Origin of the sequence: Mycobacterium sp. ACS4331 (assembly GCF_001667265.1) — a bacterium.
Classification (GTDB): Bacteria; Actinomycetota; Actinomycetes; order Mycobacteriales; family Mycobacteriaceae; genus Mycobacterium.
Genome location: NZ_LZHW01000098.1, coordinates 32,046 through 57,234, shown reverse-complemented (window position 1 = coordinate 57,234; position 25,189 = coordinate 32,046). Strand labels below are relative to the sequence as shown.

The window sequence follows — 25,189 nt, the reverse complement described above, 5'->3', positions numbered from 1 at the left end:
CATCACCGAAGCGTCGGCGGGCCGTTGCGGCGTGGGGTCGCGCGCCGTTCGGCCAGTGGTGGATTGCCGATGTGGGTGTAGGCCATGCCGTTCTGAAGAGCGGTCGACCGGGTCATGTCTAAAGATTCCCATATCGCCCGGATCGTGCCCTGGATGGCCTGCGGGCTGCGTGCTGCGATGGAGGCCGCGATGTCCTGTGCGCGCTCCCACAGCTGTGCGCGCGGCACCACTTCGGACACCAGGCCGATGCGCAGCGCGGTCTCCGCGCTGATGCGCTCCTCGGTGCCCATCAGCGCCCAGCGCAGCACCTCGCCCAGCGGGACGCCGCGATGCAGCATCCCGATGGGCTCGAGCGCCGAGACGATCGAGGCGTTGGCATGCGGATCGAAGAACGCCGCGTCGTCGGCGCAGATCACGATGTCCGACTCGTTGATGAGGTACTGGGCGCCGCCGGCGGCCAGGCCGTTGACCGCGGTGACGACGGGTTTCCAACAGCGGTGGGCGATCTTGGGGGAGACCACGGTGCCCGGATCGAAGGTGTTCCACACGTTGGATCGGAAGAACCAGCTGCCGTCCCCTTTGACATCGACCCCCGTGCAGAAGGCGCGGTCGCCGGCGGCCCGCAACACCGCCACGTGGATGTCGTCGGTGTCGCGCACGGTCTGCCACGCCCACGACAGTTCGCGGGCCATGTCGCCGGAGATGGCGTTCAGCGCGTCCGGACGGTTCAGAGTGATCGTGGCGACGTTCTCCGAGACCGCGAACTCGATGGCCCGAAGCGTGCCGGGCTCGAGCCGGCCGGCGTCCAGATCTTCCTGGGGGGTAGCGGGAATCATGGAAATCAGTGTACTAATAAACCGGAGTGAACGACGGGTATTGCGGAGTGCGGCAATGAGGCGTCTGGGCGAACGGGCCGGTTCGGTCCCCGGGACGCCCTGCCGGCCGATGGGACTTCACGCGAGAGCAGCGTGTCGATGGGAGTAGCGATGTCCAGAGTGGTTGGCGCACTGGAGAAGACCGATCTTGACAGCCGCGAGATGCTCGACCACCCGCATGCGCGCTACGCACATCTGCGGGAGAACCACCCCGTGTCCTGGGCGACGGCGACCGGCCTCCTGCAGGGCAAGGGTGGATACCTCGTGACGCGTTACGACGACGTTCAGTTCGTCTTCAACGATGAGCGGTTCTCCACCGACGTCATGAAGAACTCCCCGGCCGGCAAGTTCATCTGGCTGCTGCCGCCGAGCCTGCGCATGCTGGCCCAGACCATGGTGTTCAAGGACGACCCCGACCACAAACGCCTGCGCACGCTCGTGCACAAGGCATTCACACCGAAGCTGGTCTCGACCATGGCGGCCGACGTCACCAAGATCGCCGAGGAGCTCGCCGATCAGGTCGCCGCCAAACGGGACGTCGACCTCGTGCACGAGTACGCCATCAAACTCCCACTCGCCGTGATCGCCACGATGCTCGGCGTCGCGGATGAGGACCGAGACAAGTTCGCGTTCCTGGTGGAGAAGTTGGGCAACCAACAGGGCAACATGCTGCGCGGGTACCCGACGGCGCGCAAGCTCGCGAAACTGTTCGAGGAGCTCATCGACGACCGGCGGCTGAATCCCGACGACGGTCTGATCTCCGATCTGGTGCTTGCCAACGAGGGCGGCGATCGGCTCAGTCACAAAGAACTCGTCTCCATGGTGTTCCTGCTGCTGCTGGCGGGACACGACACCACGGCCAATCTGATCGGCAACGGCGTGCTGGCGCTCATCGAGAATCCCGAGCAGCAGGAGTTGCTGCGCGCACAGCCCGAACTCCTGGAGTCGACCGCCATCGAGGAACTGCTCCGATTCACCTCACCGGTGACCGGCGGTGCGGCGCGGTTCGCGTTGGAGGACATGGAGATCCAAGGAGTGCCGATCCCGCGGGGATCGCAGGTGCTGGGCGCGATCACTTCTGCCAACCGCGACGAATCGGTGTTCGAAAAACCCGAAGAACTGGATCTGACCCGGAAACCGAACCGCCACTTGGCCTTTGCATTCGGAATCCACTACTGCCTGGGACACCAACTGGCCCGGATGGAGGGGCGGACGGCCCTGGCGACGCTGGTTGAGCGTTTCCCGAACTGGGAACTCGCGGCCCGGTCCGACGACCTCCGCTACAAGCCCACGGTGACGCTTCGCGGGCTGACGAAGCTGCCGGTCCGAATGTACTGACACGCCCCCGTTGCGAAAGCACAGAAACGACACCTGTGCGGAAGCACCAAACGACACCTGTGCGGAAGCACCAAACGACACCTGTGCGGAAGCACAAATCGACTGGGAAGAGGAGACGATGACACAGACCGACGAGGCCCAGGACTTCGACCACGCGATCAAAGACGAGGACATCGAGCGCGCCAAGCTGCTCCTGGGCGTCGATGCGCCGACCAGTATCGACGAGTACTACCGCGAACTGAGCGTTGACGGCATCCGCAACTTCGCCCGCGCCTACGGTGACGACAACCCGTTGTTCGCGGATCCGCGTTACGCGGCCGGAACGCGTTGGGGCGGACCAATCGCGCCCCCGATGATCCACATCGCGATGTCGCGCAAGATGCTGGGAGACCCGGTACCGGACGACATCCGCAAGGCCACCAAGGGCCTGTTCTCCGGTGTGCACATGTTCGTCTCGGGACAGGACACCGAATGGTTCGCCCCGGTGTACCCGGGGGACACGCTGTACGGGTTCGGCGGCCTGGAGTCGATCGAGGAGAAGGCCAGCGAGTACGCGGGCCGCTCCATCATCCGGATCATCCGCTCGGTGCGGGTGAACCAGAGGGCCGAGGTGGTGGCGGTCACGCGCATGATCCTGATCGCGACCGAACGCAAGAAGTCGCGTGAACGCGGCAAGTACATGGATCTCACGGCCGCGACCTACACCGACGCCGAGATCGCCGAGATCGACGAGATCTACGCCGCGGAGGGACCCCGTGGCGCCGAACCCCGTTACTACGAGGACGTGAACGTCGGCGACGCGCTGCCGAAGATGGCCAAGGGACCGTTCACCCTGACCGACATGATCTGCTTCCACACCGGCGGATACGGATTGGCGCCCTACGGCATCGGGCCCGCCCGCGTCGGCTACAAGAACCGTCAGCGTGCACCGAAGTTCTACATCAAGAACGCCGCGGGCATCCCCGACGTGGCCCAGCGTCTGCACTGGGAGAACGAGTGGTCGCAGTCGATCGGCAATCCGATGGCCTACGACTACGGCGTCATGCGGGAGTGCTGGCTGACCCACTACCTCACCGACTGGATGGGGGACGACGGTTGGCTGGTGCGCCAGCACGACGAGATGCGCAAGTTCAACTTCATCGGCGATGTCCAGATCATCACCGGTGAGGTCGTCGGCAAGCGGGTGGAGAACGGCAACGGCGTCGTCGACATCGAGTTCCGGGCCACCAGTCAGCGCGGGGAGGTCACCGCGCCGGCCACCGCCACGGTGGCACTCCCGAGTCGCGAACTCGGGCCCGTGGTGCTGCCGAGGCCCGGCGAGGAACTCCAACGCAAGGCGGTCGCGATGACGGCCCGTCACAACGAGTTGGCTCTCGGAACGCCGCGGTGACCCAGGCCGACACCCACCGCATCGAAACGGGCACCGACACCGTTCTGGCGCAGGTCGCCGACGGTGTCGGAGTCATCACCCTCAACCGACCGCACCGGCGCAATGCGCTGCACAACGAGATCTACGACGCTGTGCCGCGCCTGCTCGAGCGATTCGGCGCCGACGACGGCATCGGCGCGGTGGTCATCACCGGAGCGGGCGGTGCGTTCTGCGCCGGCGGCGATGTGCGCGACGGCGGATCGTCCCGTCAGGTGTCCAGCGCTGACCCCGAGGGCGAGGTGGCGGCCCGCAGTGACCTGCTCTCCGAGAACGCGCGAATGGTCAAGCTGCTGAACGAGATTCCCAAGGTGACCATCGCGGCACTGCCCGGTGCCGCCGTCGGCGCCGGAATGAGCATCGCGCTGGCCGCCGACCTGCGCATCGCGGCGCGCTCGGCGAAACTGGTCCCGGGCTGGAGCAGGCTGGCGTTCTCGGGAGACTTCGGCGGTGCGTGGTTTCTGACCAGGCTTCTGGGACCGTCCAAAGCCTTGGAGATCCTCGTGGCCGACGTCCCGATCGAGTCCGCCGAAGCGGAGCGGCTGGGTCTGTTCAATCGCGTGGTCCCCGATGACGCACTGTCCGATGCCGCGCTGCGCTGGGCCGCCGCTATCGCTGCGGGGCCCACCGCTGCCTACGCCGGAGTCAAGGCGAACATCGCTGATGCCCAACAACTGCCATTGGATGTCGCACTGCGTCGGGAGAGTGAGCGGATGGTGCGCAGCGCCCTGACCGAGGAGCACCGACAGGCCGTCAAGCGGTGGCTGGCCGCGGCATCCAAGTCGGAGGAGCGCGGATGAGCAGACCCAAACCGGAAGTCCCAGACGACCTGCTCCGGTGGATCGGCGAGATCAGCGGTGCCGAGCACATCGAGGTCAAGCAGGTGTCCGGCGGCGCGAGCAGGCAGGCCTGGTTCGTCGATGCGGGCACGGGTGCCGACCGGCAGGAACTGTTCCTCCGGTACGACCCGCGAGATCCCGAGCCCGGCAGTGCATTCCACCCATTGCAGGTCGAGGCCGACATCATGACGGAGCTGCACCGCCACGGTGTCACAGTGCCGCGCGTGATCGCCGCGCATCCCGCCGCGCAGGCCGTCCTGATGGAACGGGTCGGCGGTGAGACCTGGTTCCGCCTCATCCAGGATGAAAGCGAGCAGGTGCGCACCGCGCAGGACTTCATCGCCAAACTTGCTGCGCTGCATCGGATCGATGCCGCCGAACTGCGCATCGACAGCCTGGGTCCGGCCGGTCCCGTCGAGACCCATGTCCGTGCCGAGCTCGACGCCATGCGCAGGCGTGTCGACCGATACGGCAAACCCGCACCGCTGCTGCGCTTCTGCATCGACTGGCTGGAACGTAACATCCCCGACTACGACGGCCCGACCGTCTTGGTGCAGGGCGACACCGGCCCCGGCAATTTCATGTACGCCGACGGTGCCGTCACGGCCATCGTCGACTGGGAGTTGGCGCACTTCGGCGACCCGATGGACGACATCGCCTGGTTGTCGCTGCGCACCGTGCAGGACACCTTCACCGACTTCCCGGCGAGGCTGGCCGAGTACGAGCAGCTCTCCGGGCACCGGATCGATGAGGCCAGGGTCTGGTACTACCGCCTGTTCGCCGAGACCAGGCTCGCCTCGGTCAGTCCCGGCAGCATCGACGTCCGCGCCTCGGCACCCGCGGGCTCGCCCGACGCGGGCAACAGCCTGATCTACGGCATGCTGCACCGACGTCTCCTGGTGGAGTCGCTGGCGCACGTCGTCGGGATCCCGGACGTTGAGGTCGAATTCCCCGATGAGGGGCAGATTTCGGAGAACGCGTCGGTCTACGAGGCCGCGGCTTCGGCCATGGCCGGTGCCGCCGCGAGATCCTCCGACGCGCTCGCGACGCGGTACGTCAAGGGTGCGGCGCGGCTGATCAAGTACCTGGCGGAGGTCGATCGCATCGGCGCCGTCGTCGACGCCGCCGAGACCGCCGAACTGGCGGCGTTCCTGGGCGCCGTCCCGTCTTCGGTGTCGCAGGGCCGCGCGGCGCTCGCGGACTTGGCCAGCCGAGGCGAGGTCGACGAACGGGACTACGTTGCGCAGTTGTGGCGGGGCATCAAACGCGACGACCACCTGACCCGCACCGCCTCCGGCGCACTCGCCCGGCGGACATGGCCGCCACTGACTCATCAGAGCAAGTTGGGAGAGCAGGACCGTTGGGCATCGCGATCACTGAAGACCACCGTGAATTAGCCTCTGTCGCGGAGTCTTTCCTAAAGGCCCGCGGCGCACGCGGGGCCGCGCGGATGCTGCTGGACGCCGCGGATGAGGACCGGCCCGACTTCTGGATGGAACTGGCCCGGCTGGGCTGGCTGGGCCTGCACGTGCCGGAGGAGTACGGCGGTGCCGGTTTCGGGCTTCCCGAACTCGTCGTCGTGGTCGAGGAGTTCGGCCGTGCGGTGGCGCCCGGCCCCTTTGTTCCGACCGTGATCGCGTCGGCGGTCATCGCGGCGGCGGGCAGCGACGAGCAGCGGGCCCGCTGGCTGCCGGGGTTGGTGGACGGCACCGTCACGGCCGGAGTCGGGATTGATGCCCACCTGACCGCTGAGGGCGACCAATTTTCGGGCGAGGCCGTGGTGCTCGGTGCCGGACTGGCCGATCTGGTCCTGCTGATCGCGGGCGACGACGTCCTGGTCGTTGATGCCACGGCCGATGGCGTGACAGTGGACGTGCCTGCCAGCCTGGACCCCACCAGACGGTCGGGGCGGGTGCGTCTGGCCGACGTCGAACTGGGGAGCGCCGAAAGTCTGCCCGGTGAAGCCGGGCTTGCGGTGGCGCTGACCCGGACCATCACCTCCGCCGAGGCTGTCGGCGGGGCGCACGACTGTGTGCAGGCAGCGGTCGAATACGCCAAAGTGCGCGAACAGTTCGGCCGGACCATCGGGACCTTCCAGGCGATCAAACACCACCTGGCCAACATGTTGGTGGCGGCGGAGACGGCGACCGCGACGGTCTGGGACGCCGCACGCGCGGCGACCGCGGGCGAGGACGAGTTCGAACTCATGGCGGCCACCGCGGCCACGCTGGCGTTCCCGGCCTACGTGCACAACGCCGAACTGAACATCCAGGTGCACGGCGGCATCGGGTTCACCTGGGAACACGACGCGCATCTGCACCTGCGCCGGGCGCTGACCCTGCGGGGGATCTTCGGCGGCCGGACGGCGCCGGCCGACGTGTATCGGCTGACGGGCAAGGGTGTGGCGCGGATCAACTCGATCGACCTGCCACCCGAGGCTGAGCAGTTGCGCACCGAGATCCGCGCGGAGTTCGCCACGTGGGCCGGCCTGGACGACACACAGTTGCGCGAGAAGCTGATAGACAGCGGCTATCTGATGCCGCACTGGCCCACGCCATGGGGCCGCGCCGCCGACGCCGTCGAGCAGTTGGTCATCGAACAGGAGCTGGCGGCAGCGGGAGTCAAACGTCCCGAACTCGGTATCACCAGTTGGACGGTGTTGACCCTGATCCAGCACGGCAGCCCGGAACAGATCGAGCGCCTGGTGGCCCCGGCGTTGCGCGGCGAGCAGGTGTGGTGCCAGCTGTTCTCCGAACCGGGGGCAGGCTCGGATGCCGCGGCTGTCAGCACGAAAGGAGTTCGGGCCGAGGGTGGTTGGATCGTCACCGGCCAGAAGGTCTGGACCAGCGGCGCGCAGCACTGCCAACTGGGGCTGGCGACGGTGCGCACCGATCCGGCGGCGTCCAAGCATGCGGGTATCACCACGATGATCATCGACATGTCAGCGCCCGGGGTCGACGTGCGGCCGCTGCGGCAGATCACCGGCGTCTCGGAGTTCAACGAGGTGTTCCTCACCGACGTCTTCGTGCCCGATCGCGACGTGGTCGGTGCACCGAACGACGGGTGGCAGGTGGCCCGCGCGACGCTGGGCAACGAACGCGTCAGCCTCGGTGGGAGCGGAGTGCCGGCGGGACGTGGCGGTGCGGCCGCGATCGTGGACGTGACACAGCGTTTCGGCGACCGCGTGGCCGGCGCGGCGGAGCGCGCCGGGAAGTTCCTGGCCGACGACCACGCGCTGCGACTGCTGAACCTGCGCCGGGTGGCGCGCAGTGTGGCCGGCGGCGAACCCGGGCCCGAGGGCAACGTGACCAAACTGCTGACCGCCGAGCACTTTGTGGCGCGGACTGGTCTTGCGGCCGAGATGTACGGAGCCGACGTCGCGCTGATCGCACCACCGGCGAAGGTCGCTGGCCTGTTCGTGCTGGGGTCGCGTGGCATGACGATCGCCGGCGGGACGTCGGAGGTCACCCGCAATCAGATCGCGGAGCGCATCCTCGGTCTCCCACGCGACCCGCTCATCAGGTGATGGGTCCGTGCGGTCAGTTCACAGGGGCGAACACCGGTACGAACACCTCGCCGTGCTGTTCGAAACGGACCGAGACGCGCAGGCCCGAGGTCACCGCATCGGGCTCACAGTCGACGATGTTGGCGACCACCCGCAGGTCCGCCTGCTCATCGAGCTCGACGAGCGCGACCACGAATGGTGTTGGCACATCCGGGCGGAACTGCTGATGCGCCACGGTGTAGGTGAACACGGTCCCGGACCCGGACACCGCTTCGAACGTGATCGGGCCCGAGCAGTCCGGGCACACCCGCGGCGGCGGATGGATGAAGCGGCGGCAGGCCCCGCAGTGCGCGATGCGCAACTGCCCCGACGCTCCCGACGTCCAGTACGGCCGCGTCGTCTCGTCCAGTTCGGGCAGGATCCGCGGTGCCGGGGCCACAGCGGCCGATTCGGCTGATACGGGCGATCTGGTCACGAATTAAGAGTACACTGAATTAACTTTATCCACGGAGGGTTCGGATGGTGGGTTCGGGCGGACGCCCCCCGGTGATTTCGGGCACCGGCATTTCCCAGATCAAACGCCGCAGCGGCATCCCGGCGGTGGAACTGACCGTGGAGGCGGCCCAGGCGGCCATCGCCGACGCCGGGCTGACACCGGCCGACATCGACGGCATCTGCACGCTCGGAGACACTCCGGCCGCCGAAGCCGCTGTCCGACTGGGCATCCCGGAGCCCGCCGAACTCGGCAAATCGATCGGGACGAGCGGCCTGCTCACCCCCTTGGTCCAGGCGTGTGAGGCGGTGACGGACGGGCGGGCCCGGCACGTGCTCGTGTACCGGACCGTGCAGATGATGGGCGGAACGGCCGACGCAGGACCGCCGAAGCCGCGCGGAGCCAAGGGCATGACGGCAATACCGGGCATGGGTGCCGACGTCGGACACCTCCTCGCCGCGCACGCGTACTCGGCGGCCAACTGGCTGGCCATGCACTGCCGCAGGCACATGGATCTCTACGGCACCACCAAGGAGCAACTCGGCTGGATCGCGCTCAACGCGCGCCGTAATGCGGGCCGCAATCCGCTTGCGGTGTACCGGGATCCGATCACCATGGACGACTACCTGACCGCACGGCAGATATCGTCACCGTTCGGGCTGCTGGACTGCGACGTTCCTGTGGACGGTTCGATCGCGGTGGTGGTCTCCACCCCAGAGCACGCGGCAGATGCCCCGAACGGTGCGGTCACGGTCGAGGCGACGGGGGGTGCGCCGGGCACGGGTGGCTGGATCAGTCGGCCCGACTACCCCAAGATGGCGGCCACCGACGCGGCGGCCGACATGTGGTCGAAGACGGCGCTCACCCCCGCCGACGTCGACATCGCCGAACTCTACGACGGATTCAGCTTCCTCACGCTGGCCTGGCTCGAAGCCCTCGGCTTCTGCGCCGACGGCGAGGGCGGGCCGTTCGTGGACGGCGGCGAGCGCATCGCGCTCGACGGTCAGCTGCCGCTGAACACCTACGGCGGCCAACTGTCCGCAGGTCGCATGCACGGCTATTGGGTCCTGCATGAGGCCTGCCAACAACTGCGCGGCCTGGCCGGGCCCACCGCTGTTGCTCGCCGTCCCGAAGTCGCGGTGATCTCGGCCGGCGGCGGACCGATCGCGGGATGCGCACTGCTGACATGCTGATCACCACCGTGGCCGACGAGATCTGCGCGACGGCCAGAAATCACCCGGGATCGCGGGTCGAGGTCCACAGCGACATTCGGCCCGACGCCACGAACCTGGCCGAACTGTTCGAGGAGAGCCGTCGGGTCGCGGCAGGCCTGACCGCCCAGGGCATCGGGCCCGGCGACGTGGTCGCGGTCCAACTGCCGAACTGGCGTGAATGTTTCACCACCCACGCGGGGATCTGGCTGGCCGGGGCCGTCGTGCTGCCGATCGTGCCGATCTACGGACCCGCCGAGGTGGCCTTCATCGTCAGGCAGTCCGGTGCACGCGCGCTGATCACCGCGCGTCGGATCCGCGACAGAGACGCCTCCGAGGTGTTCGCCGCTGCTGCAGCGGATCTCGCCGTGCGCGTTGTGGTGGGTGATCCGTTGCCCGACGCGGTGTCCTTCGCCGACTTGGCCGACACCTCGTCGGACGGCTTCATCCCCGTCACCGGCGTCGATCCCCACAGTCGGTGCCTGCTGGTGTACACCTCCGGAACCACCGCGGAACCCAAGGGAGTCCAGCACACGCACGCGAGCCTGCTCGGCGAACTGGCCTCCATGGACGAGATGCGCGGCACCGTCACGAAGTCCACCACGCTGTCGGTCTTCCCGGCCGGTCACATCGCAGGCACGCTGGGGATCCTTCGGATGTTCTGCAGGCCCGGCACCACGCTGGCGCTGGATGCCTGGAACGCGGAGAGGGCCGCGCGGCTCATCGACCGGCACGGCGTGACGACTTCCGGCGGTGCACCCATCCACCTCAGCGGCATCCTGGACATCGCCGAGCGCGACGGCCTGGACCTGAGCAGCCTTCGGGAGTACACCACGGGTGCCGCGGGTGTGGCGGGCGCTCTCATTCGTCGCGCCGCCGACAGCGGAGTGGGGGCGTACCGCTGCTACGGATCGTCTGAGCACCCGACGATCAGTTCGGGCCGGCCCGAGGATCCCCTGGACAAGCGTGCCGACACCGACGGCAGGATCACCCCCGGCACCGAGGTGCGGATCGTCGACGACGACGGCCGCGACGTCGAATCCGGATGCGCGGGTGAGATATTGACCCGGGGTCCGGAGCTGTTCACCGGGTACACCGATGTGCGGCACACCTCGGCGAGCATGCTCGACGGCTGGTTCCGCACCGGTGACGTCGGCCGCCTGGACGCCGACGGGTACCTCACCATCACAGACCGCAAGAAGGACATCATCGTTCGCGGCGGCGAGAACATCTCCTCCAAGGAGATCGAGGATGTGCTCAGCGCGCATCCCGCCGTTGCCGAAGCCGCTGCCATCGGTGCCCCCGACGACACCTACGGCGAACGGGTGTGCGCGTTCGTCGTCGTGAACCCGGGCCGCGACTTCGCGGTCGCCGACGCCGCCAGGCACTTCGCTGAGTGCGGGTTGGCTCGGCAGAAGACTCCCGAGCGCATCGTGCTCGTCCCGGAACTGCCGCGGACAGCCAGCGGAAAGGTGCAGAAGCATCTGCTGAGAGCGCAACTTGATCCAACCAATCGATCGAAGATCACGAACTGAAAGGTGCAGCAGATGGGTCGTGTCGAAGGAAAAGTGGTGCTGGTCACCGGTGCGGCGCGGGGCCAGGGCCGGCGCCACGCGGTCAAGCTGGCCGAAGAGGGCGCAGACCTGATCCTGTTGGACATCTGTGCCGACATCGAGCACAACTCGTACCCGCTGGCGTCCAGGGACGATCTCGAAGAGGCCTGCCGTGAGGTCGAGAAGTCCGGGCACCGAGTCATCTCGGCCGAGGTCGACGTCCGCAACCGCGAGTCGCTGCAGGCCGCCCTGGCGCCCGCGGTCGCCGAGATGGGAAGGCTGGACGTGGTGGTCGCCAACGCGGGTATCTGCCCGTTGGGTCAGGGGCAGCCGATCGGCGCCTTCGCCAACGCCTTCGACGTCGACTTCGTCGGTGTGGTGAACACCGTGCATGTGGCACTGGAGTACCTGACCGCGGGAGCGTCGGTCATCACGGTGGGTTCGGTGGCCGGTCTGCTGGCGGAGAAGGCCGGTGCGGGCGGCGGCATGGGGCCCAGCGGTGCCGGCGGTGCGGGTTACAACCTGGCCAAGCAGTTCGTCGATCGCTACACCATGGCCTTGGCCGCGCAACTGGCGCCGCTGTCGATCCGGGCCAACGTCGTCCATCCCACCAACGTGAACACGCCGATGCTGCACAACGAGCAGATGTACCGGATGTTCCGCCCCGACCTGCCCAACCCAGGAGTCGACGACGCGCTGCTGACCTTCCCGATGTTGCAGGGCATGCCGATCCCGTATGTCGAGCCCGAGGATGTGTCGAACGCCATCTGCTACCTGGCTTCTGACGAATCCCGCTACGTCACAGGGGTTCAGCTCAAGGTTGACGGCGGTGCGAGCGTGAAGTTCTGACGGTCGACCGCCATGCGATGGGGGATGCCTTGGCCTGGAGCGGATCTGGCAGCGGAATGCGAGGCCGCCGGGGCGGCAGCGTTCTGCTCAGGTGAGTTCGCCGACACCAGTGCGTATGTGACGGCCACCGAGATGGCGCGATCCACCAGCACGGCCCTGACGGGACCGGGAATCGCCTATGCGTTCGCCCGCGCCCCGTTCGTCCACGCGTCCTCGGTGCGGCACCTGAACAAGATCGCACCGGGCCGGGTCTTCTTGGGCCTGGGTTCGGGCACGGCGCGGATGAACCGGGACTGGTTCGGGGTGGACTCCAGCCATCCGGCCCGCCGGATGGCTGAGCTCGTCACCTGTGTCCGGGCCTTCCTGGAGGCCGAGAACGACGAGAAGATCAGCTTCGACGGCGAGTTCTATTCGCTCAACGCTCATGTTCGGGCGCCTGTGCTGGGCCGGATTGACGTGCCGATCCTGTTGGGGGCCTTCAACAAGCACATGATTCGCACCGCGGGCCGGGTTGCCGATGGCGTGCTCGGCCATCCGCTGTTCACCGACCGGTGGTGGGCCGAGATGGTCGAGCCGCAGCTGCGCGACGGTGCGGCCGGTGCCGGGCGTGATTCCGCCGGGCTGCGGCGCTGGGGCTGGATCACCACCGCGATCGACGACGAGGACCCGCAGCGCGCGGTTCAGGACGCCAAGCGCCAGATCGCCTTCGAGCTCACTGTCCGGACGTACGACTCCCTCGTGGAGCTGCACGGATGGCAGGACGAGGTGGCCGCCATCCGGACCGAGTTCGCGGGCGGTGACCTGAAGAATCTGGGCAGACACGTCTCCGACGAGATGCTGTGGGCCATCGCGGTGTGCGGCGACACCGACCAGGCCAAGGAGATGCTGGCCGCTCGCAACAGGTTGCCGGACATCGGATTTCTCTCGCCGCCGGGATTCCTCGTCAGCCCGAGGCGGCGCGGCCGCTACGGAACCCAGGTCGTCAGACTTTTCACCGAGGCAGGAGTGCAGGAATGACCACCGAACCGAAGACCAGGAGTGAGTCGGAGAACTTCGACCGACTGTGGACGGGCGCCAAGGACTCGCCCCCGATCGTCTGGCTGGCCAGGCTGGGGGCGGTTTTCGTCGTCTTCCAGACTTATGTCTACCTGCGCTGGATCTTCTCCGACAAGTTTGCGCCCGCGCCGAACGGACCCGACGAGATCCCCGGCTCAACCATGGCGTGGATCCGGTTCTGGGAGATCGGCTGCCTGGTGCTCGGCGTGGGACTCTTCTGGTTCATCATCCGAAAGATGCGCCGGGAGAGGGAGTTCCCCACCCTCGGTGTCTTCGTCCTGGCCTGGCTGCTGGCGGCGTGGCAGGACGTCGGCGTCAACGCAGTTCGACCGGTGTTCGGCTACAACGGTGGCTTCTTCAACATGGGCACCTGGGGCGAGTTCATCCCCGGCTGGGTCGAGAAGGGTGCGGAGAACCCGCAGCCACTCATCTACTTTTTGGCCAGCTACATCGTCCTGACGCCGCTGGCCATCATGGGTATCGACAAGCTGATCGAAACCGTGCGCAAGCGGTTCCCGCGGATCAACAAGGCGGGCGTGATCGCGTTCATGATCGCGCTCTTCACGTTTCTGTGCATCACGCTTGAGCAGTTCTTCCACCGGATCGGTGCCTGGCACTACCTGCGGGTGAACTCCGACTGGGCCATCTTCAGCGGCACCATGCACCAATTCCCGCTCTACGAGGGCATTTTCTTCGGCGGTGTGGTGACCGTGCTGTCCATCGGCATCTACTGCTTCCGCGACAACGACGGCCTGATGATCACCGACAAGGGGATAGAGCGCCTGGGCAGCACCAGATGGCTGCCCGTGATCCGGGTTCTCGCCCTGACCGCGGTGTTCAACCTGATCATGATGGTGTTCATGCTGGGCTTCAACTTCATCAACCAGCACGCCGACACGCAGCCACCCGCGGACGACATCCCGAGCTATGTACATCACAACATGTGTGGCATCGGCCATAACCCGCCGTGCCCGCCGCCGGCATGACACCGACTGACTGACACACCCATCGCTCGTGGGAATGAAAGTGAGCTGACATGCAGATCAGGCAGTGGATCGACTCCGAGCGACCGGCCGTCATCCTGCATCCGTCCGGAATCCGGCTCAGTTTCGCCGAACTCGAGGCCAGGGCCAACCGGTTGGCGCATCACTTCCGCGCCGCCGGCATGCGGGAGGGTGACACGGTCGCGGTGCTCATGGAGAACAACGAGCACATGCACGCCGTGATGTGGGCGGCGCGACGATGCGGGCTGTACTACGCCACCATCAGCACGCACCTGCACGCCGCGGAGACGGCGTACATCGTCGACAACAGCGGAGCAGATGCGATCATCGGATCACGTGCCACCGCAGGGGTGTGCGCGGAGTTGGAACAGTATCTGCCCAACGGCCTGCCGAAGCTGCGTCTGCTGGCTGACGACGATCTGGACGGCTGGCAGCGCTACCCGGACTGCGTCGCACACCAGCCGGCCACCCCGGTGCCCGACGAACGCGAGGGTGATCTGCTTCAGTACTCGTCGGGAACCACCGGACGGCCCAAGGGGATTCGTCGCGAACTGCCGCATGTGACCCCCGAGCAGGCGGGGGTCATGCTGGCGCCGCTGCTGGGTGCGGCAGGCATCGACGGGACGTCGGTGTACCTGAGTCCGGCGCCGCTGTACCACACCGCGCCGTCGTTCTGGTCGATGTCGGTGCAGGCACTCGGCGGGACCACGGTGGTGCTCGAGCACTTCGACGCCGAAGGTGCGCTCGAGGCCATCGAGCGCCACGGGGTGACGCACGGTCAGTTCGTGCCGACCATGTTCGTCCGAATGCTCAAGCTGCCCAGTGCAGTTCGTGACCGCTATGACGTGTCCAGTCTGCGACGCGTCGTGCACGCCGCAGCACCGTGCCCGGTGGACGTCAAACGCGCGATGCTGCAGTGGTGGGGTCCGATCGTCGACGAGTTCTACGGCTCGTCCGAAGGGGTCGGGGTGTCCTTCATCCGTGCCGAGGAGTGGTTGCAGCACCCGGGTTCGGTCGGCCGGCCGCTGGGCGGTGCGGCACACATCATCGGCGAAGACGGCGAAGAACTGCCCCCGGGGGAACCCGGCGAGATCTACTTCGAGGGCGGTCTGCCCTTCAGCTATCTCAAGGACCAGGAGAAGACCGCCGCGGCCCGCAACGCCCGCGGGTGGGCGTCGGTCGGTGACATCGGCTACCTCGATGCCGACGGCTACCTGTACCTGACGGATCGCCGCCACCACATGATCATCTCGGGCGGGGTGAACATCTACCCGCAGGAGGTCGAGGATCTGCTCATCGGACACCCCCGCGTGCTCGACGCCGCGGTCTTCGGCATCCCGGACGCCGCGATGGGCCAGTCGGTCAAGGCCGTGGTCCAGACGCTGGACCCGGCGGACGCCACCGATGACTTCGCGGCGGAGCTCATCGAATGGCTGCGCGGCCGGGTGGCCCACTACAAATGCCCGCGCTCGATCTCCTTCGAGGCGCAGTTGCCGCGCACCGAGACGGGCAAGATGATCAAGCGTGACCTTGTGGCGCGATACAGCGGGGGCGAAAGCCATTCTGTGACAACACCCGTGTAGCGCCCACCGCGCCATGCGGTTCAATGGGTCCATGAGCGACGGCACCGCAGAACGATCGGCTGGCCGGCCGCGCGACAGTTCGATCGACGAGCGGGTGTTGGAGGCGACCCGACAGCTTCTCCTCGAGGTGGGCTGGGACGAGCTGAGCATCCGCCTGGTGGCGGCCCGGGCCGGCGTCGGGCGATCCAGCATGAACCGGCGGTGGGCCACCAAGGCCGAGTTGGTGCTGCACGCGATCCTGGGTGAGGCCCCCGACCTGTCGCCGTTCGCCGGAACCGATCTCACGGGCTGGATCCAATGGCTGGTCGCGGGCAGCCATCAACTGTTCACGCGGCCGGACGTGCGGGCGGCTGTGCCCGGCCTGATGCTCGCGTTGCGCGAGAACCAAGAGCTTCGCACGACGCTGTGGGCGGACTTCAGCGGGCCGGCGGTGGCTCTCTACGCACAGCATGTCGCCGCGCGGACGCCCGCTGCGCGCCGACGCGCGGAACTCGACGCCCGTGCCCTGCTCGTGCTGGCCGCTGGGGCGTCACTGATCCTGACGACCGTTGCGGTGGAGGATGATTCGCCGGAGCTACGGAAGCGGATCGCTGCGCTGCTCACCGCTGCCGGCGGTCTGCCCGCGGACTGACGCAATGATCGCCGCACGCGGGTCCCGCCAGGTGATCCCGAGGTCCTCCTGAGTGCTGCGGTCGTCGGTCGGGGTGGCCGAGGTGAGCAGCATCGCGGCCTCGTAGCTCAGACCGTCGGTCAGCGGCACCAACCGGCCCGCGATGTCGGCGACACGGCCGAGCCCACGCAACACACTGGGATGCAGGGGGATTCGGCGAACCGGTCGACCCAGGCCGTCCTGGAGTGCGTCGATCATCTGGTCGAAGGTCAGCAGCACGCCCCCACAGACGTAGCGATGCGGTCCGCGGCCCTTCGACATGATGCGGGTGTGCACGTCGGCCACATCGCGCACGTCGATCATCTGCATCCCGCCCCGGACGCTCGGCGCGACGGCATAGCGCATGATCGGGGCCCACCCGCGTTCGGTCACCCCGGCCGCGGTGTGGAACGCCGGGCCCACGACACTTGACGGATAGGTCACCACCACGGGCGCGCCGTCGGCCTGCAGACGCCTGGCGACCCGGTCGGCGTAACCCTTCGTCTTGGCATAGGCGCTGCGCCCAGAAGCGGTCGGAGAGTCCGCCGAGATCACACCGTTCGGTGGCGGGTACAGCGCGCTGTAGCTGCTCACCGACACCACCGGATCGAGTCCTGCCTCGACGGCGCGGGACAGGATCTTCTCGGTCGCGTAGGCGTTGATCTCCCACATCGCCTGCGCCTGTCGCTCACTGGTCCCGACGATGCCGGCGGCGTGCAACAGTGCGTCGGCGCCGGAGAGCAGTTCGGTGATCGCGGATTCGGCCCGGATGTCACCGGACACCACGGTCACCGGACCGAGCAGTCGAAGCTGGTCCAGCACGGCGCCACCGGTGTCCCCGGGGGCGAGCAGCAGCCTGACCTCGTGCCCCTCGGTCAGCAGGGCCCTGACCGTATGGGCACCCAGGTATCCCGTCCCACCCGTCACCGCAATACGCACTGGCTGCTCCCTCATCTCAGATTTCGAGGCCAATGGTATCGAAACGGCCCGCATGGGTGACACGCAGCACCGCCGCGCCCTGCTCGTCGGACTCGCGCAGGTCGACCTCGACGGTGAAGCCCCAGTCGTGGTCACCCGCCGGGTCGTCCAGAATCTGCCGTACTCGCCACCGGTCCGGCTGGCGGTCGAAGACCAACAGGGCCGGGCCTCTGGCATCGGCTCCGGTGCCGACCTCGTCGTGTTCGGTGAAGTAGTCGGCGCCGACCTCGCGCCAGCGTTCCGCGGTCCAGCCGTCGCTGCCGTCGAGGGCGCCGAGGTCCTCCCAGCGCTCCCTGGCGAACAACTCCACCCGCCGGAACAGCGCATTGCGGACCATCGCGGTGAACGCACGTTCGTTGGAGGTCAGCGGACGGGGCGGCGTCGTCGGCGCCGAAACGGCGTGCGGTTCCTCGCCACTGGTGAGCTGTTCCCACTCATCGAGCAGGCTGGAGTCGACCTGGCGAACCAGTTCGCCGAGCCATTCCACGATGTCGGTGACCTGTTCGGTGCGTGCCGCGGCGGGGACGCCCGAGCGCAGGGCTTTGAACGCGTCGGACAGGTAGCGCAGCACTGCGCCTTCGGACCGGGTCAGACCGTACGCGCTGATCAGTTCGCGGAATGACCAGGCCTGCTCCCACATCTCGCGCACCACGGACTTCGGCGACAGGTGACCGTCGGCGGCCCACGGATTGGTCTGCAGGTAGACCTCGAAGGCGTGGTGCAGAAGCTCGTCGAGGGGTCGTGGATAGGTGATGTCGTCGAGGAGTTCGATGCGCTCGTCGTACTCGATGCCGTCGGCCTTCATCTCCGCGATCGCCTCGCCGCGCGCCTTCTTCAACTGTGCGGCCAGGATCTGCCGAGGGTCCTCAAGGGTGGCTTCGATGACCGACACGACATCGCAGGCGTAGGTCTCCGACTCCGGGTCGAGCATGTCGAGTGCGGCCAGTGCGAATGTCGACAGGGGCTGGTTGAGCGCGAAATCCGTTGGCAGATCAACGGTGAGGCGATACCGTCGCCCGTCCGGATCCGGTGTGGCGAGGCGTTCGACGACCCCGGCCTGCAGGAGCGAGCGCGCGATCCCGACGGCCTCGCGGATGTGTTTCAACTGTCGGCGGCGAGGTTCGTGGTTGTCGGTCAACAGACGTCGCATCGCCTCGAAGGGGTCCCCCGGACGATCGATGACGTCGAGCAGCATCGCGGTGGACACCCGCATGTTGCTGGTCAACTGCTCCGGTGCCGCCTCCACCAGCCGGGTCATGGTCGACTCGCCCCACGGCACCATTCCCTCAGGTGCCTTGCGGCGCACCAATTTTCGACGCTTCTTGGGATCGTCGGCGACCTTGGCGAACTGCTTGAGGTTGGCCACCTCGTGGTCGGGCGCCTGTACGACGACATTTCCGACGGTGTCGTAGCCCGCCCGCCCGGCTCGCCCGGCGATCTGGTGGAACTCCCGCGCGTTGAGCAGGCGCGTACGGGTGCCGTCGTACTTGGACAACGCGGAGAAGACGACGGTGCGGATCGGCACGTTGATGCCGACACCCAGGGTGTCGGTGCCGCAGATGACCTTGAGCAGGCCCGCCTGAGCCAGCTGTTCCACGAGCCGGCGGTACTTGGGCAGCATGCCTGCGTGGTGGACCCCGATGCCGTGCCGCACCAGTCGTGACAGGGTCGACCCGAATGCGGTGGAGAAGCGGAAGGCGCCGATGTGTGCGGCGATCGCGGCCTTCTCCTCCTTGGTGCAGACATTCACGCTCATCAGGGCCTGCGCCCGCTCCAACGCCGATGCCTGGGTGAAGTGCACCACGTAGATCGGTGCCTGATGGGTCTGCAGCAGTTCGCCGATGGTCTCGTGCATGGCGGTGGTGGCGTACGAGTAGAACAGCGGCACCGGGCGCTCAGCCGTGGCGACCAGCGCGGTCGGGCGGCCCGTGCGCCGAGTCAGGTCCCTGCGCAGGAATTCGACGTCGCCCAGGGTGGCCGACATCAGGAGAAACTGAGCGTCGGGGAGTTCCAGCAGCGGAACCTGCCAGGCCCAGCCCCGATCGGGATCGCCGTAGTAGTGGAACTCATCCATGACCACCATGGCGTCAAGGCCGCCGCCCCGCACTCCGCCCTCGCGGAGTGCGACGTTGGCCAGGATCTCCGCGGTGCAGGCGATGATCGGCGCTTCCGCGTTGACCGACGCGTCACCGGTCAGCATGCCGACGTTCGCCGCTCCGAAGACGTCGCAGAGTGCGAAGAACTTCTCGCTCACCAGGGCCTTGATCGGCGCCGTGTAGTAGCTGCGCCGCCGACCCGCGAGTGCGGCGTACAACGCTCCGGTGGCCACCAGGGACTTTCCGGACCCCGTCGGCGTGGCCAGCACCACGTTGGCGCCACTGACCAGTTCGATCAGCGCCTCCTCCTGGTGGGGGTAGAGCGTCGTGCCCGCCGCCTCGGCCCACGACGCGAACGACGTGTACAGCGCGTCGGCGTCGCCCCCCAGCGCGTGCAGTGATGACAGGTTCGACGGATCGTCGAGCAGGGCGGTGGGAGAGGAGTTCATCGTGAGGACAGCCTGCCTGATGCCGTGAGTCGGGGGAAACCGTGCGCAGCGGTTCAGGCCCGTCGGGTTTACCGGACGAGACACGGTATAGGTTCGGCGTATGAGCAGCGTTTCGGTGATCACCGGCGGGGCCGGTGGTATGGGAGTGGCCACCGCGAAGATTGTGGGTCGAGAGCACGCGCTGGTGCTCTGCGACAACCGCAGAGACCGTCTGGACCTGGCCGAGGCCACGCTGCGTGACCTGGGGATCACCCCCACGATCGTGCACGCCGACGTCACCGATCCCGCCGCGGTCGCCGAGGTGTTCGCCACCGCGGCCGACCTGGGGGCGCTCGCCTCGGTGATCCATACGGCCGGGGTCAGTCCCAGCATGGGGGACGCGGAATATGTGATGCGGACCAACGCCCTGGGGACCGTGAACGTCAATGAGGCGTTCTTCAGCGCGGCCCCGGAGGGCGCCGCGGTGGTCAACGTCGCCTCGATGGCCGCCCACATGCTGCCCGACGAGCTGATCCCGGTTGCTCGGTTCCCGCTGGCTCAGGACAACCCCGAGGAGTTCATGTCCGAACTGCTCGCCGCCTGCAACATCGTGCCGGAGGAGGCACGTTCGGGGATCAGCTACGCCCTGAGCAAGTCGTACGTCAAGTGGTACAGCAGCGCGCAGGCCGAGCGCTTCAATGGCCGTGGGCTCCGGGTCGTGTCGGTGTCACCGGGTTCGATCGACACCGAGATGGGCAGGCTCGAGGAGCAGGCCGGCGCCGGCGCGATGGTCGCCGACGCTGCGGTGCCACGCTGGGGCCGACCCGAGGAGATGGCCGAACTCCTGGCGTTCTGCGCCAGCGACAGGGCGGGTTACCTCACCGGTACCGACATCCTCAACGACGGCGGGGTCATCGCCTCGATGCGCGAACGTGCGCGCATCGCCGCCGAAACCGGCTGAGTCGGAAGGCCATTCACCCGCCAGCCGGCACGGGGTCGCGGTCGTTGACGTCGGCATTGGTGTCCTTGCGCGCGCAGTGCGCGCAACAGAAGATGCCGGCGTCCGTTTCGATGCCGTGGCCGAGGATCCGGCAGCCGCAGTGCCCGCATTCCGGGGCCAGCTGAGCCGCGGCGCACTCGACACAGTCGAAGGCCTCCGAGTGGCCGTCGGGCCACGTCACAGTGAACGTCTTGTCGTAGTCGTTTCCGCAGGTGGCGCAGATGGTCATGAGTCGATCTCCCTCCTCGGCTGACGGCGGCTCGCGTGGCCCTCATCGGACCCGCCCGACGGCGTGGCTTCCCACCTGGACCGCGCGCTACCCGGTTCGAGGCATTTGTCACACCTCGCTGATCCGGTTACCCGTGCTGCCGGTTCGGGTAACCGACTCCGGGAGCGGTACCTACGCCGCTGACACACCAAGCCAAACAAAGGGGTGGAACAGAACTATGGCAACAACGAAGACACAGGTTGACACAGGAACCCTGTTGGCTCAGCTCCGGACTGTCCTGGATCTCACGCACACCGAGATCCAGGTCGCCGAGACGCGAGTGGCACAGGCCCGCACCGAAGCGGTGCGCACCGAACTGACCCAGAACGCCGAGCACGGCCGCCTCCGCGCTGAGGCGATCGAGAAGGCGATCCGCGACCTCGGCGGATTCCCGGATGTGATCGGGCCCTTCCTGGGTCGCGCCGCGGCGGCCGTCAAGGCGCTGACCGAGCAGGCCGAACCGTTCGACGAGGCTCTTCTCGGCGATCTTGCGCTGGAGAACCAGCTGCTGGACCGGTCTCGGTACATCAAGGCGCTGGCCGTCGCCGCGAAGAACAAGGACATCGAGGAACTCGCCACCAGATTGATCACGGCGCACTCCGCGACCGTCGACTGGTTGACCACGGTTCTGGCCGAGGATGCGCTCGGAGGGCCCGCGGCGCTGCGGCGCACTCCGGTCCAAGCCGCCGCGGGAGCGGTCGTGAAGGTCGTGAACCTGCCGATGACGTGGTCGGCCCGCGGAGTCGAGCGGGCGGCCGAGGCTGTACGTTCTGTCCGTCCGGCCTTCTCCGAGTTGGTCGACCGCGGCTCACGCACCACGGAGATCGCGACGAAAACGCTGGCCGGGGCGCGTGATTCGGCGCTTGAGGCGGCCGAGAAGATCACCCGCGACGAGGGCGCCGGGCGCGCGGCTGACGCGATCCACGCGACCCGCGGAGCCGCAGGAGTTCTCGAGGCCGACGAGCTTCCCGTCGCCGATTACGACGACCTGAACGTCAATGATGCTGCGACGGCCGTCAAGGACCTCACCGACCCGTCCGACATCCGGGTGATCATCGCCTACGAGGAGGCGCACAAGAATCGCGCCCGGGTGGTCTCGGCGGCTCAGACCAGACTGGCCGCCATCGCGCAGTCCGTCGTTGGGATCAACTGAGCCCCAACCCAGGACACTGTCGGATCCAGACGCACCGCCCCGGGACCATACGGCCCCGGGGCGCTGCGTTTGTTGCGGCCCGGTTTCCGCGTCATTGCCGAGAAACGTTTGGTCAGGACGCGATCGGGGCATGCGAGAAGTGAACTCCGCTCGACGAATATAGAGGGGCAACCTGTGACGACTGCGAGAAGTGGCATCTGGCCGGCCTCGGTGCCAGAAGACGTGTATCCCCCTCAGGAGGATTCACAACTGCTCATCGACACCGCCGTGAGCAGCGGCCGAATCGCAGGCCAGTGCGTCGCCGACCTCTGTGCCGGCAGCGGCGTCGTGGGGATCGCCGCGGCCGCTGAAGGCGCCGCTGATGTCCGGGCGTTCGAGATCTGTCCGCGCGCCGTGCACGAGGCAAGGGCCAATGCCGCGGTCGCCGGGGTGGACATGCATGTCCATCTCGGACCGTGGACTCGCGCTGCTGAATTCGCGCCGTTCGACGTGGTGCTCAGCAACCCGCCGTATGTCCCCGACTTCGAGGACGAGCGGGAGCGCATCCCGGCGCACGCGGGCCCCCCACAGTCCTACAACGGCGGGTACGACGGACGCTCGATCCTGGATCCGCTGTGCCTGGCGGTCGAAGAGCTGCTGGCACCCCAGGGCACACTCTTCCTCGTGCACTCGGAGTTCTCGGGGGTCGACCGATCCCTGAACCTCCTTCGCGGCACCGGCCTGAGCGCCGATGTCATTGCCCGGCAGATGATTCCGTTCGGCCCCGTCCTGAACGCGCGGGCCGCGTGGCTGGAACGGACTCGCCTGCTGGAGATCGGCCGCCGCGTCGAGGAACTCGTCGTGATTCGTGCGGACAAGCAGTGACAGCGCCCGAGCCTCGAGTCGTCCGACTGGTGCCGGGGGGACCGATGATGGTTGAGGGGCCGGTCTGCATCGAGATGGCCGACGGGACCGTCGTGCGGTCGGACCGCTTCATGGTGGCGATCTGCGCATGCCATCGGAGTAAGAACTATCCGCTGTGCGACACCAGCCACCGGCGTCGCGCGCGAGGCGGGCGGACTGCGGCCGGACAAGCCTGAAGCCCAGCGTCAGCACGCGTCGTGCCTCGGACGCTGTTCCAGGTCGTCAGCCGATGTCGCGTCGCAGCGAGGTCGCACCCGCATTCCAACGAGCCAACATGTGGTCTGCCAAGCGGCTCTCGACCACGTCGCGAGCGCGGATTCCGAACACCACGTCACGGTCCAGGCTGGGGTCGCGTGCGACCAGGTCACCGACGACGTCCGTGCGCACCACCTGCTCGTGCACGGCATCGGCCTCCACGTGCTCCCGATAGAACGCGGCACAGACCTCCGGCGCGCCGAGGCGTTCCATGGCCTCGACCAACCGCCGCGATCCCGGGGGTGACGTGATCTCGGTCGCGGCGAAGTGCCCGACGGCGGCGGCGCGCCAGCGCCTGTGCAGACCGAACAGCGACATCAGATTGACGACGGCCAGCGTCTCGGCGGGCACGTCGTCGAGGTACCCGAGGTAGGAGGAGTCGAGCCCAGCGGCATCCAGCAGATCGGCAAACAACTGCTGGTGCAAGCGAGCTCCACGCCCGCCGCCGAACTCGTCGAACTCGACTGCCACGAAGGACGCCTTGGCCTGTCCGGTCAGCCGCGGGATCGCCCACGCGTGCGGGTCGCCCTCCTTGAGGTGATACAGCGAGCCGTGGACGAAATACTCCCGCATCTGATCCCAGGATCCGTTGTCGCGCAGGTGATACGACAACCCCTTGCCGTCAGCGGGCTCCACTGCCAGCGCGGACATCTCGTCGGCCGCGGTCGCATCCGCGTCGATCTCGCCGACATCGGTGCGCACGGCGTCGAGGAAGGCCCGCTCGAGGCCGGCCCTCAGGCTCAACAGGGCAGGGTTCCACTCCCACCCCGGATCCACGCCGGCGAAGCCGCGGTAATGCAGTTCATAGCAGGTGTACAGGGCCAGCTGAAGATCCAGGCCGTACGGGTCCGTCTCATCGGGCAGGGCCGACGTGGCTGTCAGCACGCCGGCACTGCCCGTCTGCAGGGCGTCGATGACGTGCCTGGTGACAGGGCCGACTGCCTGGGGAAGGCGCGGAGCAACCACAGTGAGCATGTGCTGCACATACCCAGATCGGCCGACGGGAAAACGCCGGGCACTCCTACTCGGAGTCGCGGCCCTGCCGGCTGCTGCGGTATGCGCGACGCCGCACGGCTGCCAACCAGTCGGGCAGCAGCGTGACCCCTGGCGTGGTGTTCAGCGTCGGGTCGAACGACACATCCTCGGGCGGCCAGGAACTGTCGAGTTCTCGCCCGAACTCGAGGGTGGCCAGCGGTTCGAAGTTGTTGCGGCCCTGCGCCTGCTCGATGTCGAACACGACCGACTCGGCGGCGATGTGCCGGCGCAGGGCACCGACGTCGAGGCCGTGGAGTTCCTCCGGGGATGTCATTCGGGCGCGCAGCCAGAACACGCCACCTCGGTACCCGTAGGGCATGAGGGTGGAGAACGTCGGTGCAGACCAGGAGCGGGTCGGATGCAGCAGCAGGCGGGCGCTGGCCGAGACCATCAGCACATCCCATGGTCGGGTGCTGCCCTGGGCGTGCGATCGCCATGCCAGCCCCGCGAAGTCGGGCAGTCCGCCGGAGGTGCCGACGCCTTTCGAGATCCGGCCCACCACGTCGCTGTCGGCGAGTGGCAGGCCGGAGTCCGAGGCGGCGGTGCGCCGGAGCGTGCCACCGCAGAGCACGCCGTCGGGATGGAACAGTCGCGCGTGCCGCATCGCGGCGCCGGCGCGGAAGGGCAGTGCGGCAACTTCGGAGGCTTTCATGGCCCTCGGGTGCCCACGCTCGGGACGGTCAAACCAGCGG

At 67.6% G+C, this 25,189-nt stretch carries 23 protein-coding genes; 16 read left to right on the top strand and 7 right to left on the bottom strand.

Features of this window, described 5'->3' with window-relative positions:
• Positions 1-2: 2 nt before the first annotated feature.
• Positions 3-836: an enoyl-CoA hydratase/isomerase family protein gene (locus A5727_RS22940; RefSeq protein ID WP_082949978.1), complete on the bottom strand. Its 834-nt coding sequence runs from the start codon at positions 834-836 to the stop codon at positions 3-5.
• Between the two features lie 150 nt (positions 837-986).
• Here A5727_RS22940 and A5727_RS22935 point away from each other — a divergent pair, with 150 nt between their 5' ends.
• From A5727_RS22935 to A5727_RS22915, 5 genes are all read left to right on the top strand, one after another.
• A complete protein-coding gene (locus tag A5727_RS22935; protein ID WP_068255616.1) occupies positions 987-2,213 on the top strand; it encodes a cytochrome P450 family protein in 1,227 nt (408 codons plus the stop codon).
• A gap of 118 nt (positions 2,214-2,331) precedes the next feature.
• The gene (locus tag A5727_RS22930; protein WP_068255613.1) at positions 2,332-3,603 is read left to right on the top strand and encodes an FAS1-like dehydratase domain-containing protein; all 1,272 of its coding nucleotides are present in this window, start codon (positions 2,332-2,334) and stop codon (positions 3,601-3,603) included.
• Positions 3,600-4,439 (top strand): enoyl-CoA hydratase-related protein, encoded by an 840-nt coding sequence (locus tag A5727_RS22925; RefSeq protein WP_068255608.1) that lies wholly within the window; start codon positions 3,600-3,602, stop codon positions 4,437-4,439. Before A5727_RS22930 ends, A5727_RS22925 begins: the two co-directional genes overlap by 4 nt.
• Positions 4,436-5,875, top strand: a complete 1,440-nt coding sequence (locus tag A5727_RS22920; protein WP_068255605.1) for a phosphotransferase family protein — start codon at positions 4,436-4,438, stop codon at positions 5,873-5,875. The genes A5727_RS22925 and A5727_RS22920 overlap by 4 nt, the downstream gene beginning before the upstream one ends.
• A complete protein-coding gene (locus tag A5727_RS22915) occupies positions 5,839-8,004 on the top strand; it encodes an acyl-CoA dehydrogenase family protein (protein WP_068255602.1) in 2,166 nt (721 codons plus the stop codon). Before A5727_RS22920 ends, A5727_RS22915 begins: the two co-directional genes overlap by 37 nt.
• A gap of 13 nt (positions 8,005-8,017) precedes the next feature.
• Here A5727_RS22915 and A5727_RS22910 read toward each other — a convergent pair whose 3' ends face one another.
• Entirely contained in the window at positions 8,018-8,404 is a 387-nt protein-coding gene (locus A5727_RS22910; RefSeq protein WP_082949981.1) for a Zn-ribbon domain-containing OB-fold protein, read from the bottom strand.
• A gap of 98 nt (positions 8,405-8,502) precedes the next feature.
• Between A5727_RS22910 and A5727_RS22905 the strand changes: the two genes are divergently transcribed.
• From A5727_RS22905 to A5727_RS22875, 7 genes are read left to right on the top strand one after another with little or no spacing between them, the layout of a single operon-like run.
• Positions 8,503-9,669, top strand: a complete 1,167-nt coding sequence (locus A5727_RS22905; RefSeq protein ID WP_068255596.1) for a thiolase family protein — start codon at positions 8,503-8,505, stop codon at positions 9,667-9,669.
• Positions 9,648-11,222, top strand: coding sequence for a class I adenylate-forming enzyme family protein (locus A5727_RS22900; protein WP_231992198.1), 1,575 nt, complete (start codon positions 9,648-9,650; stop codon positions 11,220-11,222). Before A5727_RS22905 ends, A5727_RS22900 begins: the two co-directional genes overlap by 22 nt.
• Positions 11,223-11,234: 12 nt before the next feature.
• Positions 11,235-12,089 carry a mycofactocin-coupled SDR family oxidoreductase gene (locus A5727_RS22895; protein WP_068255773.1) on the top strand — a complete coding sequence of 285 codons (855 nt, stop codon included), beginning with the start codon at positions 11,235-11,237 and terminating at the stop codon, positions 12,087-12,089.
• 12 nt (positions 12,090-12,101) lie between these two features.
• Positions 12,102-13,106, top strand: a complete 1,005-nt coding sequence (locus A5727_RS22890) for an LLM class flavin-dependent oxidoreductase (RefSeq protein WP_068255594.1) — start codon at positions 12,102-12,104, stop codon at positions 13,104-13,106.
• Positions 13,103-14,131 (top strand): spirocyclase AveC family protein, encoded by a 1,029-nt coding sequence (locus A5727_RS22885; protein WP_157521529.1) that lies wholly within the window; start codon positions 13,103-13,105, stop codon positions 14,129-14,131. The genes A5727_RS22890 and A5727_RS22885 overlap by 4 nt, the downstream gene beginning before the upstream one ends.
• A gap of 50 nt (positions 14,132-14,181) precedes the next feature.
• On the top strand, positions 14,182-15,732 hold the full coding sequence (gene fadD4, locus A5727_RS22880) for a fatty-acid--CoA ligase FadD4 (RefSeq protein WP_068255591.1): 1,551 nt from the start codon (positions 14,182-14,184) through the stop codon (positions 15,730-15,732).
• A 31-nt stretch (positions 15,733-15,763) separates the two neighbouring features.
• Positions 15,764-16,363: a TetR/AcrR family transcriptional regulator gene (locus A5727_RS22875; RefSeq protein WP_068255768.1), complete on the top strand. Its 600-nt coding sequence runs from the start codon at positions 15,764-15,766 to the stop codon at positions 16,361-16,363.
• Here A5727_RS22875 and A5727_RS22870 read toward each other — a convergent pair.
• Positions 16,307-17,320 carry an NAD-dependent epimerase/dehydratase family protein gene (locus A5727_RS22870; RefSeq protein WP_068255588.1) on the bottom strand — a complete coding sequence of 338 codons (1,014 nt, stop codon included), beginning with the start codon at positions 17,318-17,320 and terminating at the stop codon, positions 16,307-16,309. The genes A5727_RS22875 and A5727_RS22870 overlap by 57 nt on opposite strands.
• A gap of 16 nt (positions 17,321-17,336) precedes the next feature.
• Complete coding sequence (locus A5727_RS22865) at positions 17,337-19,904, bottom strand: DEAD/DEAH box helicase (protein ID WP_068255585.1); 2,568 nt, start codon at positions 19,902-19,904, stop codon at positions 17,337-17,339.
• A 100-nt stretch (positions 19,905-20,004) separates the two neighbouring features.
• Between A5727_RS22865 and A5727_RS22860 the strand changes: the two genes are divergently transcribed.
• Positions 20,005-20,844, top strand: a complete 840-nt coding sequence (locus A5727_RS22860; RefSeq protein ID WP_068255583.1) for an SDR family oxidoreductase — start codon at positions 20,005-20,007, stop codon at positions 20,842-20,844.
• A 13-nt stretch (positions 20,845-20,857) separates the two neighbouring features.
• Here A5727_RS22860 and A5727_RS22855 read toward each other — a convergent pair whose 3' ends face one another.
• Positions 20,858-21,112 (bottom strand): metallothionein, encoded by a 255-nt coding sequence (locus tag A5727_RS22855; protein ID WP_068255580.1) that lies wholly within the window; start codon positions 21,110-21,112, stop codon positions 20,858-20,860.
• Between the two features lie 217 nt (positions 21,113-21,329).
• Here A5727_RS22855 and A5727_RS22850 point away from each other — a divergent pair, with 217 nt between their 5' ends.
• The 3 genes from A5727_RS22850 to A5727_RS27165 all read left to right on the top strand — a co-directional run bounded on the left by A5727_RS22850 (position 21,330) and on the right by A5727_RS27165 (position 23,383).
• The gene (locus A5727_RS22850) at positions 21,330-22,304 is read left to right on the top strand and encodes a hypothetical protein (protein WP_068255577.1); all 975 of its coding nucleotides are present in this window, start codon (positions 21,330-21,332) and stop codon (positions 22,302-22,304) included.
• 174 nt (positions 22,305-22,478) lie between these two features.
• Positions 22,479-23,168, top strand: a complete 690-nt coding sequence (locus tag A5727_RS22845; protein ID WP_068255573.1) for a HemK2/MTQ2 family protein methyltransferase — start codon at positions 22,479-22,481, stop codon at positions 23,166-23,168.
• A 44-nt stretch (positions 23,169-23,212) separates the two neighbouring features.
• On the top strand, positions 23,213-23,383 hold the full coding sequence (locus tag A5727_RS27165) for a CDGSH iron-sulfur domain-containing protein (RefSeq protein ID WP_082949976.1): 171 nt from the start codon (positions 23,213-23,215) through the stop codon (positions 23,381-23,383).
• A 46-nt stretch (positions 23,384-23,429) separates the two neighbouring features.
• Here the strand turns inward: A5727_RS27165 and A5727_RS22840 are convergent, their stop codons facing one another.
• Positions 23,430-24,437: an iron-containing redox enzyme family protein gene (locus tag A5727_RS22840; RefSeq protein WP_068255570.1), complete on the bottom strand. Its 1,008-nt coding sequence runs from the start codon at positions 24,435-24,437 to the stop codon at positions 23,430-23,432.
• Positions 24,438-24,483: 46 nt separating this feature from the next.
• Positions 24,484-25,149 (bottom strand): phosphodiesterase, encoded by a 666-nt coding sequence (locus A5727_RS22835; RefSeq protein ID WP_068255566.1) that lies wholly within the window; start codon positions 25,147-25,149, stop codon positions 24,484-24,486.
• Positions 25,150-25,189 lie beyond the last annotated feature (40 nt).

Bases quoted from the DNA above. Each gene is read 5' to 3' on its own strand.
- A5727_RS22940 (WP_082949978.1), bottom strand. From the start codon at position 836: ATGATTCCCGCTACCCCCCAGGAAGATCTGGACGCCGGCCGGCTCGAG.
- A5727_RS22935 (WP_068255616.1), top strand. From the start codon at position 987: ATGTCCAGAGTGGTTGGCGCACTGGAGAAGACCGATCTTGACAGCCGC.
- A5727_RS22930 (WP_068255613.1), top strand. From the start codon at position 2,332: ATGACACAGACCGACGAGGCCCAGGACTTCGACCACGCGATCAAAGAC.
- A5727_RS22920 (WP_068255605.1), top strand. From the start codon at position 4,436: ATGAGCAGACCCAAACCGGAAGTCCCAGACGACCTGCTCCGGTGGATC.
- A5727_RS22905 (WP_068255596.1), top strand. From the start codon at position 8,503: ATGGTGGGTTCGGGCGGACGCCCCCCGGTGATTTCGGGCACCGGCATT.
- A5727_RS22900 (WP_231992198.1), top strand. From the start codon at position 9,648: ATGCGCACTGCTGACATGCTGATCACCACCGTGGCCGACGAGATCTGC.
- A5727_RS22895 (WP_068255773.1), top strand. From the start codon at position 11,235: ATGGGTCGTGTCGAAGGAAAAGTGGTGCTGGTCACCGGTGCGGCGCGG.
- A5727_RS22890 (WP_068255594.1), top strand. From the start codon at position 12,102: ATGCGATGGGGGATGCCTTGGCCTGGAGCGGATCTGGCAGCGGAATGC.
- A5727_RS22885 (WP_157521529.1), top strand. From the start codon at position 13,103: ATGACCACCGAACCGAAGACCAGGAGTGAGTCGGAGAACTTCGACCGA.
- fadD4 (WP_068255591.1), top strand. From the start codon at position 14,182: ATGCAGATCAGGCAGTGGATCGACTCCGAGCGACCGGCCGTCATCCTG.
- A5727_RS22875 (WP_068255768.1), top strand. From the start codon at position 15,764: ATGAGCGACGGCACCGCAGAACGATCGGCTGGCCGGCCGCGCGACAGT.
- A5727_RS22865 (WP_068255585.1), bottom strand. From the start codon at position 19,904: ATGAACTCCTCTCCCACCGCCCTGCTCGACGATCCGTCGAACCTGTCA.
- A5727_RS22860 (WP_068255583.1), top strand. From the start codon at position 20,005: ATGAGCAGCGTTTCGGTGATCACCGGCGGGGCCGGTGGTATGGGAGTG.
- A5727_RS22855 (WP_068255580.1), bottom strand. From the start codon at position 21,112: ATGACCATCTGCGCCACCTGCGGAAACGACTACGACAAGACGTTCACT.
- A5727_RS22850 (WP_068255577.1), top strand. From the start codon at position 21,330: ATGGCAACAACGAAGACACAGGTTGACACAGGAACCCTGTTGGCTCAG.
- A5727_RS27165 (WP_082949976.1), top strand. From the start codon at position 23,213: ATGATGGTTGAGGGGCCGGTCTGCATCGAGATGGCCGACGGGACCGTC.
- A5727_RS22840 (WP_068255570.1), bottom strand. From the start codon at position 24,437: ATGCTCACTGTGGTTGCTCCGCGCCTTCCCCAGGCAGTCGGCCCTGTC.
- A5727_RS22835 (WP_068255566.1), bottom strand. From the start codon at position 25,149: ATGAAAGCCTCCGAAGTTGCCGCACTGCCCTTCCGCGCCGGCGCCGCG.